Consider the following 14,726-nt stretch of genomic DNA (forward strand, 5'->3'; position numbering starts at 1 on the left):
GCGCCCTGCTATCCACCGCGTCAGGAAGAGGACCGTCATGTCTGCTGACCCGTCCACCACGGCAGGTGCCCGTCGCGCCGCGATGGTGGAGCGCCTCGAGGCCGACGGCGTGCTGACCGATGTCCGGCTGCGCGAGGCGCTGCTGTCGGTGCCGCGGGAGGTGCTGCTTCCCCACGCGTACGTACGGGTCAGTGATCCGGGCGTCGAGCCGATCGAGTGGCGCCTGCTCGACGGCGCGCACCCGGACGACCGGGAGGAATGGCTCGACCTGGTCCACAGCGGTGAGTCGGTCCTGCTGCAGCGCGACGGGGAGCAGCTCGACGGGCTCGTACGCGGGCCGGTGACCGGCGGGCACATGACGTCGATGTCGACCTACGGCCAGGCCACCGTCGAAGCTCTGCAGACGCTGCAACTGGGCCCTGGGCAGCGGTATCTGGAGCTCGGCCCGGGCCCGGGGGTCTCCCTCGCGCTCGCCGCCGCCGTCACCGGCCCCCGCCTCGCCGTCGGCGTCGAACGCGACGGCCCCATGGCCGCCTTCGCCCAGCACAACCTCGACCGGCTCGGTCTGGGCGCGATGGTCGTGGAGGGCGATGCCCTTGACGGGCACCCGGCGGGAGGGACGTTCGACCGGATCCATTCGGGCATCGGCGTGCCCTGCGTCCCGCCGGCGTGGGTGAAGCAGCTCGCGCCCGGTGGGCGGCTGCTGACGACGCTCACCACCCGCACCCCGAGCTGGCCCGGACAGCTACTGGCCACCCGCACCGGGGCAGGCCAGATCGAGGCGGTGCTGCGAGGGCGGCCGCGCGGGTACCGGCCCATGCTTGGCTACCGGTGGCTCGACGCCGTGAAGATACGGCCCCGGATCAAGGCCGAACCCGGCGTACCGCGCCCGACCCGGCTCGCGCCGCCGCCGGACGACGCGTACGGCTTCTGGCTCGCGGCCGCGTATCTGGCCCCCGGGCTCGTCCGCGACTTCCAGGCCGAGACGATGACGATCGCCGCCCCCGACGAGGACTCCTGGGCCGTCGCCGGCCCCGGCGAGGACACCGTCCGCGTCCACGGGCCCAGGGATGTGTGGGCCGAGCTCGAGGACGTGCACGCCCGCTGGGTCCTGGCCGGACGGCCCGACAGCTACCGGGTGACCGTGCCGGAAGGCGGCGGGCCACAGCACGTCGCCTCCGGCACCGGCCTGCGCGCCCTGAAGTGGGTCCTGCCTCCGCTCGCGCCGGTGCCCCACCAACCCGCCGCCCCCTGCCCGACCGAGCACCACACGGAGAAGATCCTGTGACCCTGTTCCACGCCGCGGCGGACGCCTACAGTCGGCACCGCCCCGGCCTCCCGGACGAAGTCGTCCACCTGCTCGCCGGCACCCTGCGCGGCATCCGCGGCCCGGCTCTACTCGATCTGGGCAGCGGGACCGGCCAGGTGGCGGCCGCCCTGCTGCCTGTCCTGCCGCAGCTCGCCCACCTTGACCTGGTCGATGCCGACCGGGACATGCTCCACCAGGCCGGTGTCGTCCTCCACCCTCTTCTCACGGGCCGGGCCGCCGCCTTCCATCCCGTTCGGGCCGAGGAGTTCACCGCGCCCGAGGCGGGATACCGGGCCGATCTGGTCACCTGCGCCCGGGCTTTCCACTGGATGGACCGTCCGGCCGTCCTGGCCGTGGTCGACCGTGTCACCTCTCCCGGCGCCACCCTGGCGATCATGGGCGACGGCAGCCTCTGGACCCACCCGGCGCCGTGGACCGTCGCGCTGCGCGAGCTGATCCAGTCCTACCTCGGCGCCGAACGCCGCGCCGGAACAAGGGCCTATGCGGAGCCGGGCCGCCGGTACGAGGACGACTTGGCCGAGTCCCCGTTCAGCGAAGTCGAGGAGCACCATTTCCCGCTCCGCCGCGTGTGGACCCCGGACAAGGTGATCGGCTACCTGCGCAGTACCAGCTTCGCCCGACCCGCCCTCTTCGGTGACCGGCATCCCCAGTTCGAGGCCGAGGCTCAGGACCTGCTGGAAGAGCACGCGGCGAAGGAGGACGGGCTCGTCGAGAACGCGGTGTTCGATGTCCTGCTCGCCCGTCGCCCGGGAGGCATCCGGTGAGTGGGAGCGAGCGGCACACGGTGCCGGTGGACGTGCATCTGATCGCTGTCCGCGGGGGCGAGCAGGGTCCGGAGGTGCTGCTGTCGCGGCGGGCCGGCACCGTCTATGCCGCGGGCCACTGGCACTTCCCCTCGGGCCACGTCGACGGTCCCTTCGAGGACGTCGTCACCGCGCTCGTGCGCGAGGCGTACGAGGAGACAGGCCTGGTGGTGGATCCGGACGACGTGCGGGCCGCGGTCACCGTCCACCACCGGGCACCAGCCGGAGGCGCGCGGGTCGGGTTCTTCTTCGAAGTCCGCCGCTGGTCCGGGACGCCGGACGTCAGGGAGCCCAAGGTGTGCGACGCCATGGACTGGTTCCCGTTCGACGCCCTGCCGGAGCCGATGGTCGCCTACTGCCGCGCAGGGCTGGACGCCTACCGGGCCGGTGTTCCCATGGCGGTGCACTTCCAGGAGCCGGGCGACATCATCGGGCACGACCCGGCCGTCGACCGGCTCCGCCTGATGCCCGCTCCCGGCTCGGGTGAGCCGCGGCCCGGGCGGGAGGTGCGGGAGTTCACCGAGCAGGCGGTCGGCCGGATCACCACCTGGACGGACGTGTCCTGGGCCCGGACCGCCAGCCGAGTGTGGCGCGCGCAGGGCGCCTCGGGCGGGACGTGGTTCGTCAAGATCCACCAGAACGACCGCTTCCACGGCCGGGAGGTCACGGCCCTGCGCGAATGGGTGCCGGGGCTCGGGGGCGCCGGTCCCCAGCTGGTGGCTGCCGACGCGGGACTGCGGGCGGTCGTCCTGACGGCCGTCGAGGGCCGCCCGCTGCACGGCATGGTGCTGCCACCGGACGAAGAGCGGCAGGTGTTCCGGGCGATCGGAAAGCTCACGGCCCGCATCCACGCGAGCCCCCTGCCGCCGGCGTCGCCCGGGACGGCGCCGGTCGTCCCGCACGCGAAGCTGGAGCGGCACCTGGACGGGGCGCGACCGCATCTGAGGCCCGGTGACGAGAAGTACGTGCGGTGGGTCGTGGACAGTGCTGTCCGGCTGCCGCTAGTCGAAGCGGTGGTGACCCACGGCGATCTACAGCTCCGCAACCTGCTCCGGGCCGGTGACGGCACCCTGCGGGTCATCGACTTCGAACGCAGCGAACCACAGTCCGCGGTGCGGGACCTGGTCCGTCTCCTCGACTGTTTCGACGGTCGGGAAGACCTCTACGAGGCGTTCTTCGCCGGGTACGGCCGGCGTCTCACAGAGGACGAGAGGGCGCGCCTGCTGGTGGAAGCGGTCCTGGACGCGGTGTCCGGCATCGCCTTCGGGAGCAAGACCGGCGACCCGGAGCTGGTCGAGCGGGGGCGCCGCACCTTGTTGCGCTGCCGCGCCGGCGCCGCTGCGCACGCTTCCCGCACGATCGACGGAGGTGACCCGCGATGACGCACAGCTCGGACGTACCGGGCACGGGAACAGGGCCCGTTCCGCGAGTGGCCACTGCGGACGACGCGGCCGAGATCACCCGGCTGCGCTCGCAGCTCGTCCTGTCCGAACCGCTCGACGAGGAGTGGCTCGTCATCTGCCGCGACCAGCTCGCACACCGGCTGCAGCCCGGGGGCGATGCCCGCGCCTGCGTCGTCGACGCGCCGGGTGGCGGGCTGGCCGCGTGCGCGCTGGCACTGGTCCACCCCGTCCTGTCGGCCCCGAAGTACCCCAAGGGGCTGGCCGCCCGGATCCACGTCGTGGCCACCGAACCCGCCCACCGGCGGCGCGGCCTCGCCAGGGCGGCGGTGTCCGCGCTGCTGGAAGCGTTGGAGCGCGAGGGGGTCACGCTCTACGAACTGCACGCGAGCAAGGAGGCCGCGCCGCTGTACGAGGAGTTCGGCTTCGCGCGCGATCCGGCCCTCATGCGGATGACGAAGCTCCCGCAGGCCCGCGACGGGGGGCGCGCGATGACCGAAAAGAGGCTCGATCCCGAGGAGTACGCGGCGACGCTGCCGAAGGCCGTCGTGTCCGCCAGCGTGTTCTTCACCGACGAGCACGACCGGCCCGTGCAGCTCCACAGCGTCTACAGCCCCGAACACCCCTGGCAGTGGCCCGGTGGAACGGCGGAGGAGGGCGAGCGGCCGTGGGAGACCGCGGTCCGCGAGACCGCCGAGGAGACCGGGCTGCTGGTGTCCGGGCCGCCGCGGCTGCTGGCGGCGGTGTTCGGCCTGCCCGGGCCCGGGTTCCCTTCGTCGACCGTGACCTTCGTGTTCGACGGCGGGCGGCTCACCGGCGAGCAGCTCGCAAACCTCGTCCTCGCTCCCGAAGAGCATGACGAGGTACGGGCGCTGCCGCTGGAGCAGTGGCGGGCGCTGATGCCGGTAGGGGACTTCGACCGGCTGACGGCCGTCATGGAGGCCCGTCGAAGCGGGGTGGCGGCCTACGTCGGCGCCTGGGACTGGGACACCGGGCCGGACGGTCCTGTCACGCATGCCACGGAGGCGGCACAGTGAGCACGGCAGCACCGGGCCGGGACAACCGCTCCCTGCCCGCCGCGTACTGTGAGCCGCTCTGGGCAGGCGGCCGCCGCTACCGGGAGGTGTGCACCGGCGAGAAACAGTTGATGGGCAAGCACCTCGGCCTCGGCAGGGGCCGCCTCGCTCTCGACATCGGCAGCGGCGACGGCGCCCTGGCCCGCCACCTCCACCACGAGCTCGGCTACCGGACGACCGGCATCGACTGCTCCCCGAGCGCGGTCGCACTCGCCGCCGCCCACGACACCAACGCCGGGCCCGGCACCGGCTCGGGGCCGGCCTGGCAGTGCCTGGACATCACCACCGACGACCGCACTACCCTGGCGCACCCCGCCTACGCCCTCATCACCTGCCGCCTGGTCTACCGGTGGATCGACGACAAGCCGGCCTTCCTCGACCGGATCCGGCGCATCCTCGCGCCCGGCGGAGTCTTCTGGGTCGTCACCGAGATCGCCGGCCGCCGCACGACCACCAACCCGGCCCTCCAGAAGCTCGGGGTCTCACCCCTGGACGCCGAACTGCTGACGACCGGCTGGTCCCGCGTACGGACGGCCGACCTCGACGTCCTGCGCTGCTACGCCCTGCGGCCCTGACCCCCGTGACCAGAAGGAAGCACCCGGTGCCAGACATCGAATACCGCACCCGAGAGATCTGTGTCTCCTATCGCCGCGCCTGCTCGGAGCCGGGGGCGTTCCGGCAGGAGGTGTCACCGTGGACGCGCTGGTGAAGGATCCCCGCTTCGCCGCCACGACGTTCTTGGTGGTCGATTTCGAAGGCCTCACCCCGGCGGGACGGCCTGCCGAGCCGATCGAGGTCGCGGCGCTGGCACTGCGCCCTGTGGGAGACAGGTTGGTGGAGGTCGGCCGCTTCGAGGAGCTGATGCGGCCGCCCGCCGACGTGCCCGTGACCGCGCGGGACGTCCAGCTCAAGGGCATCACCCAGCAGATGCTCTGCACGGCGCGTCCGGCCGCCGAAGTGCTGGCGCGGCTCGACGCACGTCTGACCGCGCCGCCGTACCGGCTGGTGGCCCACCACGCCTCCACGGAGGCCGGGATCATCGGCCGGCAGGCCGAGCACTGTCCTGTGCTCGCGGCGACGCCGCTGCTGGACACCCTGCGGCTGGCCAAGGCCGTGGTGCCCGGGCTCGGCTCGTACGGGCTGGATGGGCTGCTCGGCTATTACGGCATCCCCAAGCCGGCCGGACGGCATCGCGCGATGCCGGATGCCGAGGTCACCGTCCAGGTGCTGGCCCGGCTGCTGGACGACGGATGCGCCGACGGACGCTGGAGCACCCTCCTCGAACTGGATGCGGTCGCCGGATTGCAGCCCAACCAGCGGCCGCACGCAGCCCCGGAAGTGGAGCAATGTGCCCTGTTCTGAAGCAGCGTCCTGGCAGAAAGGACGCGATGCGGTCAACCGCTTCAGGGCTGGTGCCCGTAGAGCCGTCCGTGACAGTCCCCTGCCCCAGGCCGTTGATCAGACTGACGCGAGATGAGGTAACTGTCCATGACCACGCTGGTGTTCACCGCCCCGGACGCCGCCGAGGACGTCGCGCGGATGCGCCGCGCGTTCGCGACAGCGGCCCACGACTTCCAGGTCTCGCCGTCGGCCCGGGAGGTATGGGGGTGGCAAGGCCGCACGCTCGGACGGCGCGCCGGCACGAGCTGGCTGCGCCTCGTCTCCGCTCCGTCGGAGAGGGCCGGTGGGCGACTGTGGGAGGGCACCGCCCTCGCGGACACGGCCGTGCCGCGATCGGTTCCGCGCCCCCGGCTGCGCAACCTCACGGACTGGACGTGCGGCTCGTACGCGTACCGGGCCGAACTCACCGAACTCGTCACCACCCCGGCAGTTGTCGCAGGCAGCCCAGTGCTCGACCGTGATCCTGGGCTGCCGGATGCCTGGTGGCGAGACCTGCGCGCCGCATCGCGCGCGCTCGCCGCGGTGCCAACCGACCGTGAGGCCGTGAGGCAATCCTGGATCGACCGCAACTTCCGCCGCTTCGTGGGCATCGACCCGCCACGGATCAGCGAGTGCACCACCGGGCACGCGGACCTGCACTGGGCCAACCTCACCGCCCCGACCTTGATCATCTTCGATTGGGAGGGTTGGGGCCGCATGCCGGTCGGCTACGACCCCGGCCTGCTCCACGCCTACTCACTGACCGTGCCGGCGGTCGCCGCGCGTGTGCGGCACGAATTCGCCGACGTCCTCGACACACCAGCCGGCCGGGCCGGGGAACTCGTCGCCCTCGGACAGCTCCTCCAGGCCTGCTCCCGGGGCGTCCACCCCCGTCTCGCCCCCCTCATCGCCCACCGGGTCGAGCACCTCACCGGCGTCCCCGTCCCCACGCCCTGACCACCGCACGGCTCTCGACGGCCTGGAGGAACCTGTGCCCCACCCACGCGTGGACGTAGTCGTGTTGACCTTGAACGACCGGCCGGACGAAGAAGCCGCCGCGCAGGCAACGCTCCTGGCGCAGAAAGGTGTCGACATCCGGGTGGTGGTAGTCGGCAACGGCTGCAAACCCGAGGTCGTCCCGGCCGGCGCGCTCACCGTGTGCCTGCCCAAGAACATCGGCATCCCCGGCGGCCGCAACGCCGGCTCCCACGCGCTGCGCAACGCGGACGATCCGGCCGACTGGCTGTACTTCCTCGACAACGACGCGGCCTTCCCCCGCCCCGATGTCCTCGCCCGGCTCGTCGCCGAGGCCGAGCAGCACCCCGAAGCCGCCTGGGTGCAGCCCCGGCTGACCGGCCCGGACGATACGACCACGCCACGCCGTTGGGTCCCCCGGCTAAGCGCCTCGGCCCCGGGGCGGCCGGGGAGGGTCACCTCGATGACCGAGGGCGTCGTCCTGATCCGCCGCGACGCCTTCGACGCGGTGGGCGGGTGGGAAAGCCGGATGTTCCTGTATCACGAGGGGTTCGATTTGGCCTGGCGGCTGTACGAGGCGGGCTGGAGCGGCTGGTACGCGGCGTCGATCCGCATGCACCACCCGCTCACCATCCCGGCCCGCCACGCGCTGTACCACCGGCTCGCCGCCCGCAACCGCATCTGGATCGCCCACCGCAACCTCCCCGCCCCGCTCCTCCCCCTCTACCTGAGCGTGTGGACGGCGATCACCCTGGTCCGGGCCATGCGCGGCGGCGGGCTGGGCGAGACTCTGCGCGGCATGCGCGAAGGCTGGACCACGCGGCGCACGCAGCCGCGGCGCCCGATGAGCTGGCGCACCGTCTACCGGCTTACGGCGGCCGGGCGGCCGCCGATCATCTGACCTCCCTCCCATCCACCGCCTCGAGGAGGCCTCTCCGCCATGAACCACCCGTCCCTGCCCTCGCTGCTGGGGGTGTTCGCGCACCCTGATGATGAGAGTCTTCTAGCTGGTGGTGTGCTCGCGCAGCACCACGCCGCCGGCGCCCGCACAGCGGTCGTCACCGCCACCTGGGCCCCCGAGAGCCGCCGGGCGCCCGAACTCGCCGACGCCCTGGCCGTCCTGGGCGCCGGCGCCCCTCGCCTGCTCGGCTACGGCGACGCCCGCAATGCCGAGGCCGCGCCCAGCCGGCCCCGGCTCGTCGACGCCCCCTTGGACGAGGTCATCGGCCGGCTCGTTGCCCACATCCGCGACTTCCGCCCCGACATCGTCGTCACCCACGACGCCCTCGGCCAGCTGACCGGCCACCCCGACCATGTACGCACCCATCAGATCGCCCTGCTGGCCGTCGAAGCCGCCGGCCTTGCCCACCTGCATCCCGAAGCGGGCCCTCCGTGGCAGCCAGCCGCGCTGTACGCCGCCACGCACCCCGAGTCCGGCGTCGGCCTGCTGCGACCGCTGCTCGAAGGGGTGGGAAAGAAGGTCCTCGCGGTCCCGGACTCGTACGTGACCACCAGCGTCGACGTCACCCCCTGGGCCGACGTGAAGTGGCGGGCGATCCTCGCGCACCGCGGCGAGGTCGCGCGCGAGCGGCCCCTGCCCGGCATCCTCGCCCGCCTTCCCGAATTCGACCGCGCTCAGATGATCAACACCGAACACTTCACCCGGCTCTCCCCCGGTCCCGAGAAGGGCGCCCCGAACCGGCTGACCGTCTGACGCGCCGGCCGCGTGCCGAGCATTCACCGCTTCACCGCGCACGAGTAAGAACTCACTGATCGGAGAGAGATGCCTACGACTTCTGCACCCGATGAACGTCCCCGTGTGGCCAGGAAGACCTTGCGGCTGGCGGTCGCGCAGAGCACGGTGCCGGAAGACCCCACTGATCGAGGCGCGCTGCGGGCGGCCGGGCAGGAGATCCGCGCGCTGATGGCCGAAGCCGCCGAGGCGGGTGCGCGGTTGATGCAGTTTTGCGAGGGATCGGTCACCTACCCGAGCAAGCACGTGATGGCGGCCGGTCCGGCCAGTGAGCTGGTGCCGGCTGACTGGAGCCGTGCCGCGTGGGATGTACTGCGTGAGGAAGCGGAGTCGATCGCCGCGCTGGCGGGAAAGCTCGGCCTGTGGACGGTGTTCGGATCGATCCACCCCCTCACACCGCCGAACCGGCCGCACAACAGCCTCTACATCGTCTCCGACCACGGCCAGCTGGTAGCCCGACACGACAAGCGCTTCCTGTCACACACCGAGGTGTCCTTCCTGTACTCCCCGGGGCATCAGCCGCTCGTCATCGAGGTGGACGGCATCCGGTTCGGCTTCGCACTGTGCATCGAGGCCAACTTCCCGGAGATCTTCGCCGAGTACGAACGCATGGACGCCGACTGCGTCCTGCTGTCGGTGATGGTCGACGACGCCCCCCGGGCTCGTGTCGCCCAGGCGTACGGAACGCTCTACAACTACTGGATCGGCTACGCCATCCCGGCCCAGTTCAGCGCAACGGCGCCGTCCGGGATCGTGGCGCCCGGCGGCCGCTGGCTGGCGCGCTGCCCCGCGAACGGACATCCCGCCCTGGCGATCGCGGACATCGACCTCGACTCGCAGGACGAAGACATCGCCATGGCCGTTCGCCGCGCCCGCCCCTGGCGGCGCTCGGCCCGAGCCGGACTCTACGACGAACGGACGCCCGTGGGTGACCCCCGCAGCGATGTTGGCACCGCGTTCTAAGACCGCCCAACCGCCAGATTCGCCGGCCCGGGGCGAAGGCCGGCCGCTAAACGACGGCCCCGACCGTCCTCCTGCAGCAGCCCGTGCCCCACAACGTGACAGGAGAGAGCAGAGATGACGACGACTTCCGCGCCCGACGAACGCCCCAGCGTCGCGATGACGGACGAGGCTTACGGGGCACTGCGCGCCTCGCACTCCCTGTGGGCCGGAACCTCCGTGCTGATCACCAATCGGCGAGGGCAGGTACTGCTCCAGCGTGTGACCTACCGCCCCACTCGGCTGCTGCCCGGCGGTGCCCTCGACAAGGGCGAGTCCCCCGCCCAGGGCGCAGCCCGCGAGCTGGAAGAGGAGCTCGGCGTCACGGCGACGGTCACCCGTGGGCTGGCCGTCGACTGGGTCTCTCCCACCGGCCGGGCAACGCCCCCGGCCATGAACTTCCCGGGCGAACTCCTGCACGTCTTCGACGGCGGCGTCTGGGACGACGACCAGATCGCGGCGATCCGGCCCTGTCCGGGCGAGATCGACGGCATCGAGTTCGTCGAACCCGCTGACCTTCCTGCTCTGATGGCGCCCGACGACGCCCGCCGCGCCCTGTCCGCACTCCGTGCCCGCATCAACGGCGCCGGGCCCGTCTTCCTGGAGGACGGGCTCCCGCTCGCCCCCACCGTCCTCGACCGAGTCGGCGTCCTGCGCACTGCCCGGGCTCGCCACCACCTGTCCTTCCACCCCATGCCCGTCCCCGCCGGCCTCCCGGTCCGCCAGTCCTGGGTCTGGGCCTTCGCGCCGGACGGGCGAGTCCTCGTCCTCCTCGAACCCGACACCGGTGCAGCCGTCCTGCCCGGTGGCACCCCAGAACTTGAAGACGGCGGTGACCCCGTGGCCACCGCCGTCCGTGAAGCCCGCGAGGAGGCTGCAGCGGAGCTCGCCGGCGCTCGCTACTTCGGGTACCTGTCGGACCCCGACGGCCCCTGTGCGCGGGTCCGCTACGCCGCCATCCTCATGAGCCTGGACGCGGCCCAAGTGGATCCGGCTACCGGCCGAACCTACGTCCGCATCCTGGCCACCCCCGAGCAGGCCCTGGAGTTCTTCGACTGGGGACCATCCGCGGCAGAGCAGCAGCTCACGGCTGCGCACCAGGCCCGCGTCCTCCTCGGCATCCCCAAAGCCACTCACCAGCCCGTCACCGAACTCACCGACCCGATCTCCTGGTAACTCCCCCCCCCGCCTCCACCGAATCGAGAAGCTGATGAACGCCGCCCTCACACCCGAGCAGCCCCCCGCCCAGCCTCAGACTGGGCGGCATCGTGAGGCCGCCCGACCCGAGATCGCTCGGACCGGGCACTGCCAGTGCCGCCGCATCGCCTACCAGGTCCTCGGTGAACCGATCGACCCGCACCTCTGCTCTTGCCCACATGAAACGCGTATTTCTGGCGCCCCTGCAGTCCTGTGGGTCGGCTTCGATAAGAAGGGGCTGACGTGGACCGGTCCCGGCGGCGAACCGACGTGGTACACCACCTGGCCCACCCTTCGCCGGGGCTTCTGCCCGACCTGCGGGACACACCTCGTCTCTGTCGCTGACGACTCAGACATGATCATGGTCACCGGCTTCAGCCTCGACGACCCGAGTGGCACCGATCCCGTCGGCCACTCCTACCGCGACGAGGCCGTGCCGTGGATCACCATCACCCTCGCTCCCGATCCTCTCCGTCCGCTGCCCGCCTCACAATGACGCCGTCAAATCAGCCGCCGGGCACGCCACCATAAGGAACCCCGCGGGGCCGAACTGGCGCTGAAGGCCGGCCACCAAGCCTCCGGTGCCCACCTCAACCGACGCGCTCCCGCGGCAAGCAACCGTGTCTCCTACCGACTCTCCCGCACACCTGTGACCGAGGGCGGTAGTTGGCAATACGCGCATGTATCTGCGCAGGTCAGGGGCGTGCAGAGAACGATGGTTGGCAGATCTTGAGGGCAGTAGTTGGCAGATCATGCCTCCTCCGGCCCGCAGCTCGACGCCGTCTCCGCAGGTAGGCGCGTTGGCCGTCGGCGAGGCAGCAAGATTCGCCACCGACCGCGCTCCACGTGCCACCTACAAGTCTCGGTCACAACACCTTCGTGTTCCACCGGGACCGGCTCAGCGGCAGAACTTATCCACAGGGCACGGCTCGTAGCGTTTCGGTGTCCCCGCAGTTCCCTGCCGGGCACCGACCCCCCGTGCCCGGCCGGGTCCGGCCGAGGGGACCACCCCGCGTCCGGCATAGGCCCTGGTCAGGCCGTCACTGCTTGGCGCAGGGCCCTCGGCCCGCCGGGGTGTTGCCGGCCGGTCCCCCCGCGGCCTGGCGACACCCCGGCCCGTACCGCGCTCCGGTCACCGTGGCTGCCGCATGCGCGAGGATGCCCAGCAAACAAGACGGGTGCGGCGCCCGGCGGCCTGCGTTCGAGGTGTTACACGTCGCCCGTGGTCTCGGTCAACGTGATCTGCTGGTCGGCTACGTCGGTGTCGCTGTAGGGGCGGGCAACCGAGGACCCGTCCCACTGGATGTAGTAGCAGCCCATGCCGCTGGTCGACTCCCACGAGGTGGTGCGGACCGTGCCGTGCTGCTTTCCGTGGATCGTCGGCCGCTGGACTCGGTCCTGAGGCTCGAAGTGCAGCGTGATGGTCACCAAGCGCTCCTCCTGGGTCGTGTGCCGGCCGCTCGTGTGGGGGTGGTGATCAACCCAGAGGGGCCGTGTTCTTCTGCGGTGTACGCCAGCCCCGTTCCCGCGCACCCACGAGACAGCATGACGCTTAAGTATTGCACACAAGGCCTCGGAGAGTATTTCCTTAAGCGTCACCATCCTTGAGGTCAGCGCGTAACGCCGGCGCCGGCTTCCATCGAGACGAATCCACGGGCGGCCACGGCCCGCCTGCTGACTGGCGAGCCCCTACCGAGAGACGCTTAAGACTTGCGGAGTCACATGCACCACCCGTACAGTCTTAAGCGTCATGACCGTGGGGAGGCTGTGCCGTCCCCAAGGACGGAAAGGAGGGACGCATGCGTACGTTCGACCAGGCCCCAGCACGCGGGCGCCACCGGCGCCGCCTGGCCATGCGGCAGCAACGGCTGCTCCGCAAGTTCGCTTCAGAGCCTGCCCATTCTGCGGTACGGCCTGGGGCTGACTGGCCGCAGACCTCGGGCACGCGTCCCGAAGCTCACTCGGCGATCCGCTTTCGCGCCACGGTTCTGGGCGGCGCACTCGGAACTGGCCGGGTGCCCGTCACCCATCCACACCTGCCATCACCCAGACTCGACATCCGCGCGGCCGCCGACGCGGAGCGGAGCTGCACCGCCACGCCCGGGAGGAACGAACCGGGGGCGGGGCCGCGCCAATTGGCACTGGCGGGGCGGCCGCTGCGCACCCGCCCTGCCCGCTCGCCTCGAATCCCGGAGATCACCGACATGACCGACCCGCTGCCGCTGCGGCACGAGGAGGAAGCCCAGCGCGCTGGAGAGCTGGTGGAGGCCTGGAGCCTGCTGCGGATGTTCGTCGCGCGGGAGCCGGCCCTCGCCGGCGCTCTTGCGACGATCGACACCACCGACCTGTCGGGGCCATTGGACGGCCCCGCGATCGAACTCGCCCTGGGCGAGGCGCGGGCCGACCTGGACCGCACAGCCGCCTTGGCCGAGCTCGAGCGGCGACGCCGCGCGGCCGGGGTGGGGCCGGACGCGCGGTGCGCCGTCTGCGGGCATAACAGCACGGCGCATGCGCTCCGCATGGAGTCCGGCCAGCTGCCCTGCCCGGCGGGCGGCTGCGGCTGCCGCGACTTGGTCCTGGCGGTCGGCGGCTGATCCTTCGACCCCGTCCCATCCGCTTTGATCCGCCTGCTCGCACGGCCGCCGTCGCGGGCAGGCGTACACCGCTATCCAGGAATGGAGATCCGTGAAGCACCTACAGGTCGCCCGCCGCGCCTGGGACGCTCTTGTCCAAGCCGTCGCCGGCAACGTCGACGGCGCGCTGGAGCAGCTGGTCGGCAATGCGCCGGAGAGCCTGGCGTCGTTCGTGCTGTGCTGCGACGTCGCCGAGGCCGGCGCCCGGGCCCTGTGCCGAATACACGGGCTGTTGCCGGCCGCAGCGCAGTTCACCCTCGTCGAGTACGTGCCCGGGAGCCTGGACGCGGTGCCGGGGCGGGCGTTGGCCGCCTGCTTCCTGGAGGCGTACGCCAACGGCGACGACGCCGGCGCGCACGACCTGTACGCGGCCGCCGCGGCCCGCGGCCGGCCGGAGCACCTTGCGTTCGCGCGCGAGCTGCTGGCCATCGTGGCCCGCTTGGTGCAGTCCGCGACCGCTGCTGACGCCCCCGGGTGTGCCGCATGAGCCGGCCCGCACGTATCGCGGCGCCTGCGAGCAGGTGCCGTATTCTCACCGAAACTGTAAGTCTTAGGAGTCAAAGGCAGAGCTATGACCGATTCGGAAACCCCTATCGACCTCACGAAACGCACCGAGCCGCTGGGCTTGAGCGAGATCTCGAGAGCGTTCCGGCTCGGCCGCACCGCGGCCCAGCGGTGGCATCTTCCGCAGAAGCAGAAGCTCGCCGGCGGGAAGCCCCTGCGGGAAGTGCCGCTCCTCCACGAGATCGCCGAGAAGATCGGCGTCGAACTCGATCCGGAGATGGTCGGCGGCAGCCGGCCTCGTTACCCGGTCGAGGTGGTCCTGGCTCTCGGCAAGGCCCTCGGCTATCTGGACTCCAAGGGCAAGTACGTGGAGGAACAGGAAGGCACCAGCCGGCGGTGGCTGCCGAAGCACCCGACCATCGATCCCGCAACCGGGCGTAGGAGGGTGTACATCAACCACCTCACCAAGGCGCTGGGCGTGAGTGACAGCGCGATCCCCACCGCACTGCACCGCGGCAGCTTCCCCCAGCCTGACGGTACGGACGAGATGAGCCGCATCTTCTGGTGGGTGCCCACCGCCAACAAAGAACTCAAAAAAAGGAACTGCTCTGAGCGGTTCTGAGCTGCGGAAACACCAAAACTACGGTATACTCTTAAGCGTCAACGGGCGTTGGTC

Annotated in this window: 16 protein-coding genes; 15 read left to right on the forward strand and 1 reads right to left on the reverse strand. The window is 71.4% G+C overall.

Annotated features, from left to right (window positions below; translation table 11 throughout):
• The first annotated feature begins 37 nt into the window (after positions 1-37).
• From ABZV94_RS16950 to ABZV94_RS17005, 12 genes are all read left to right on the forward strand, one after another.
• Positions 38-1,288, forward strand: a complete 1,251-nt coding sequence (locus tag ABZV94_RS16950) for a methyltransferase (RefSeq protein WP_356341096.1) — start codon at positions 38-40, stop codon at positions 1,286-1,288.
• Complete coding sequence (locus ABZV94_RS16955) at positions 1,285-2,094, forward strand: methyltransferase (protein WP_356341097.1); 810 nt, start codon at positions 1,285-1,287, stop codon at positions 2,092-2,094. Before ABZV94_RS16950 ends, ABZV94_RS16955 begins: the two co-directional genes overlap by 4 nt.
• Complete coding sequence (locus ABZV94_RS16960) at positions 2,091-3,515, forward strand: phosphotransferase (protein WP_356341099.1); 1,425 nt, start codon at positions 2,091-2,093, stop codon at positions 3,513-3,515. Before ABZV94_RS16955 ends, ABZV94_RS16960 begins: the two co-directional genes overlap by 4 nt.
• Positions 3,512-4,570: a GNAT family N-acetyltransferase gene (locus tag ABZV94_RS16965; protein ID WP_356341101.1), complete on the forward strand. Its 1,059-nt coding sequence runs from the start codon at positions 3,512-3,514 to the stop codon at positions 4,568-4,570. The genes ABZV94_RS16960 and ABZV94_RS16965 overlap by 4 nt, the downstream gene beginning before the upstream one ends.
• A complete protein-coding gene (locus tag ABZV94_RS16970; RefSeq protein ID WP_356341102.1) occupies positions 4,567-5,184 on the forward strand; it encodes a class I SAM-dependent methyltransferase in 618 nt (205 codons plus the stop codon). Before ABZV94_RS16965 ends, ABZV94_RS16970 begins: the two co-directional genes overlap by 4 nt.
• Before the next feature lie 118 nt (positions 5,185-5,302).
• Positions 5,303-5,971 carry a 3'-5' exonuclease gene (locus ABZV94_RS16975; RefSeq protein ID WP_356341104.1) on the forward strand — a complete coding sequence of 223 codons (669 nt, stop codon included), beginning with the start codon at positions 5,303-5,305 and terminating at the stop codon, positions 5,969-5,971.
• Positions 5,972-6,097: 126 nt separating this feature from the next.
• Complete coding sequence (locus ABZV94_RS16980) at positions 6,098-6,946, forward strand: hypothetical protein (RefSeq protein ID WP_356341105.1); 849 nt, start codon at positions 6,098-6,100, stop codon at positions 6,944-6,946.
• A 49-nt stretch (positions 6,947-6,995) separates the two neighbouring features.
• Positions 6,996-7,865 carry a glycosyltransferase family 2 protein gene (locus tag ABZV94_RS16985; protein WP_356341107.1) on the forward strand — a complete coding sequence of 290 codons (870 nt, stop codon included), beginning with the start codon at positions 6,996-6,998 and terminating at the stop codon, positions 7,863-7,865.
• A gap of 39 nt (positions 7,866-7,904) precedes the next feature.
• Positions 7,905-8,678 carry a PIG-L family deacetylase gene (locus ABZV94_RS16990; protein ID WP_356341109.1) on the forward strand — a complete coding sequence of 258 codons (774 nt, stop codon included), beginning with the start codon at positions 7,905-7,907 and terminating at the stop codon, positions 8,676-8,678.
• Between the two features lie 105 nt (positions 8,679-8,783).
• Entirely contained in the window at positions 8,784-9,680 is an 897-nt protein-coding gene (locus ABZV94_RS16995) for a carbon-nitrogen hydrolase family protein (protein ID WP_356341110.1), read from the forward strand.
• A 114-nt stretch (positions 9,681-9,794) separates the two neighbouring features.
• A complete protein-coding gene (locus ABZV94_RS17000) occupies positions 9,795-10,892 on the forward strand; it encodes an NUDIX hydrolase (protein WP_356341112.1) in 1,098 nt (365 codons plus the stop codon).
• A gap of 34 nt (positions 10,893-10,926) precedes the next feature.
• Entirely contained in the window at positions 10,927-11,409 is a 483-nt protein-coding gene (locus tag ABZV94_RS17005) for a GFA family protein (protein WP_356341113.1), read from the forward strand.
• Between the two features lie 713 nt (positions 11,410-12,122).
• Here the strand turns inward: ABZV94_RS17005 and ABZV94_RS17010 are convergent.
• The gene (locus ABZV94_RS17010) at positions 12,123-12,341 is read right to left on the reverse strand and encodes a hypothetical protein (RefSeq protein WP_356341115.1); all 219 of its coding nucleotides are present in this window, start codon (positions 12,339-12,341) and stop codon (positions 12,123-12,125) included.
• A 371-nt stretch (positions 12,342-12,712) separates the two neighbouring features.
• On the opposite strand from ABZV94_RS17010, the gene ABZV94_RS17015 reads away from it, so the two are divergent.
• From ABZV94_RS17015 to ABZV94_RS17025, 3 genes are all read left to right on the forward strand, one after another.
• Positions 12,713-13,507, forward strand: a complete 795-nt coding sequence (locus tag ABZV94_RS17015; RefSeq protein WP_356341116.1) for a hypothetical protein — start codon at positions 12,713-12,715, stop codon at positions 13,505-13,507.
• Between the two features lie 91 nt (positions 13,508-13,598).
• Positions 13,599-14,033: a hypothetical protein gene (locus ABZV94_RS17020; protein ID WP_356341118.1), complete on the forward strand. Its 435-nt coding sequence runs from the start codon at positions 13,599-13,601 to the stop codon at positions 14,031-14,033.
• An 84-nt stretch (positions 14,034-14,117) separates the two neighbouring features.
• Positions 14,118-14,672: a hypothetical protein gene (locus ABZV94_RS17025; RefSeq protein ID WP_356341119.1), complete on the forward strand. Its 555-nt coding sequence runs from the start codon at positions 14,118-14,120 to the stop codon at positions 14,670-14,672.
• The last annotated feature ends 54 nt before the right edge of the window (positions 14,673-14,726 follow it).

Origin of the sequence: Streptomyces sp. NPDC004658, assembly GCF_040609555.1 — a bacterium.
Taxonomy (GTDB): Bacteria; Actinomycetota; Actinomycetes; order Streptomycetales; family Streptomycetaceae; genus Streptomyces.

Bases quoted from the DNA above. Each gene is read 5' to 3' on its own strand.
- ABZV94_RS17025 (WP_356341119.1), top strand. From the start codon at position 14,118: ATGACCGATTCGGAAACCCCTATCGACCTCACGAAACGCACCGAGCCG.
- ABZV94_RS16980 (WP_356341105.1), top strand. From the start codon at position 6,098: ATGACCACGCTGGTGTTCACCGCCCCGGACGCCGCCGAGGACGTCGCG.
- ABZV94_RS16990 (WP_356341109.1), top strand. From the start codon at position 7,905: ATGAACCACCCGTCCCTGCCCTCGCTGCTGGGGGTGTTCGCGCACCCT.
- ABZV94_RS17005 (WP_356341113.1), top strand. From the start codon at position 10,927: ATGAACGCCGCCCTCACACCCGAGCAGCCCCCCGCCCAGCCTCAGACT.
- ABZV94_RS17000 (WP_356341112.1), top strand. From the start codon at position 9,795: ATGACGACGACTTCCGCGCCCGACGAACGCCCCAGCGTCGCGATGACG.
- ABZV94_RS16965 (WP_356341101.1), top strand. From the start codon at position 3,512: ATGACGCACAGCTCGGACGTACCGGGCACGGGAACAGGGCCCGTTCCG.
- ABZV94_RS17015 (WP_356341116.1), top strand. From the start codon at position 12,713: ATGCGTACGTTCGACCAGGCCCCAGCACGCGGGCGCCACCGGCGCCGC.
- ABZV94_RS16950 (WP_356341096.1), top strand. From the start codon at position 38: ATGTCTGCTGACCCGTCCACCACGGCAGGTGCCCGTCGCGCCGCGATG.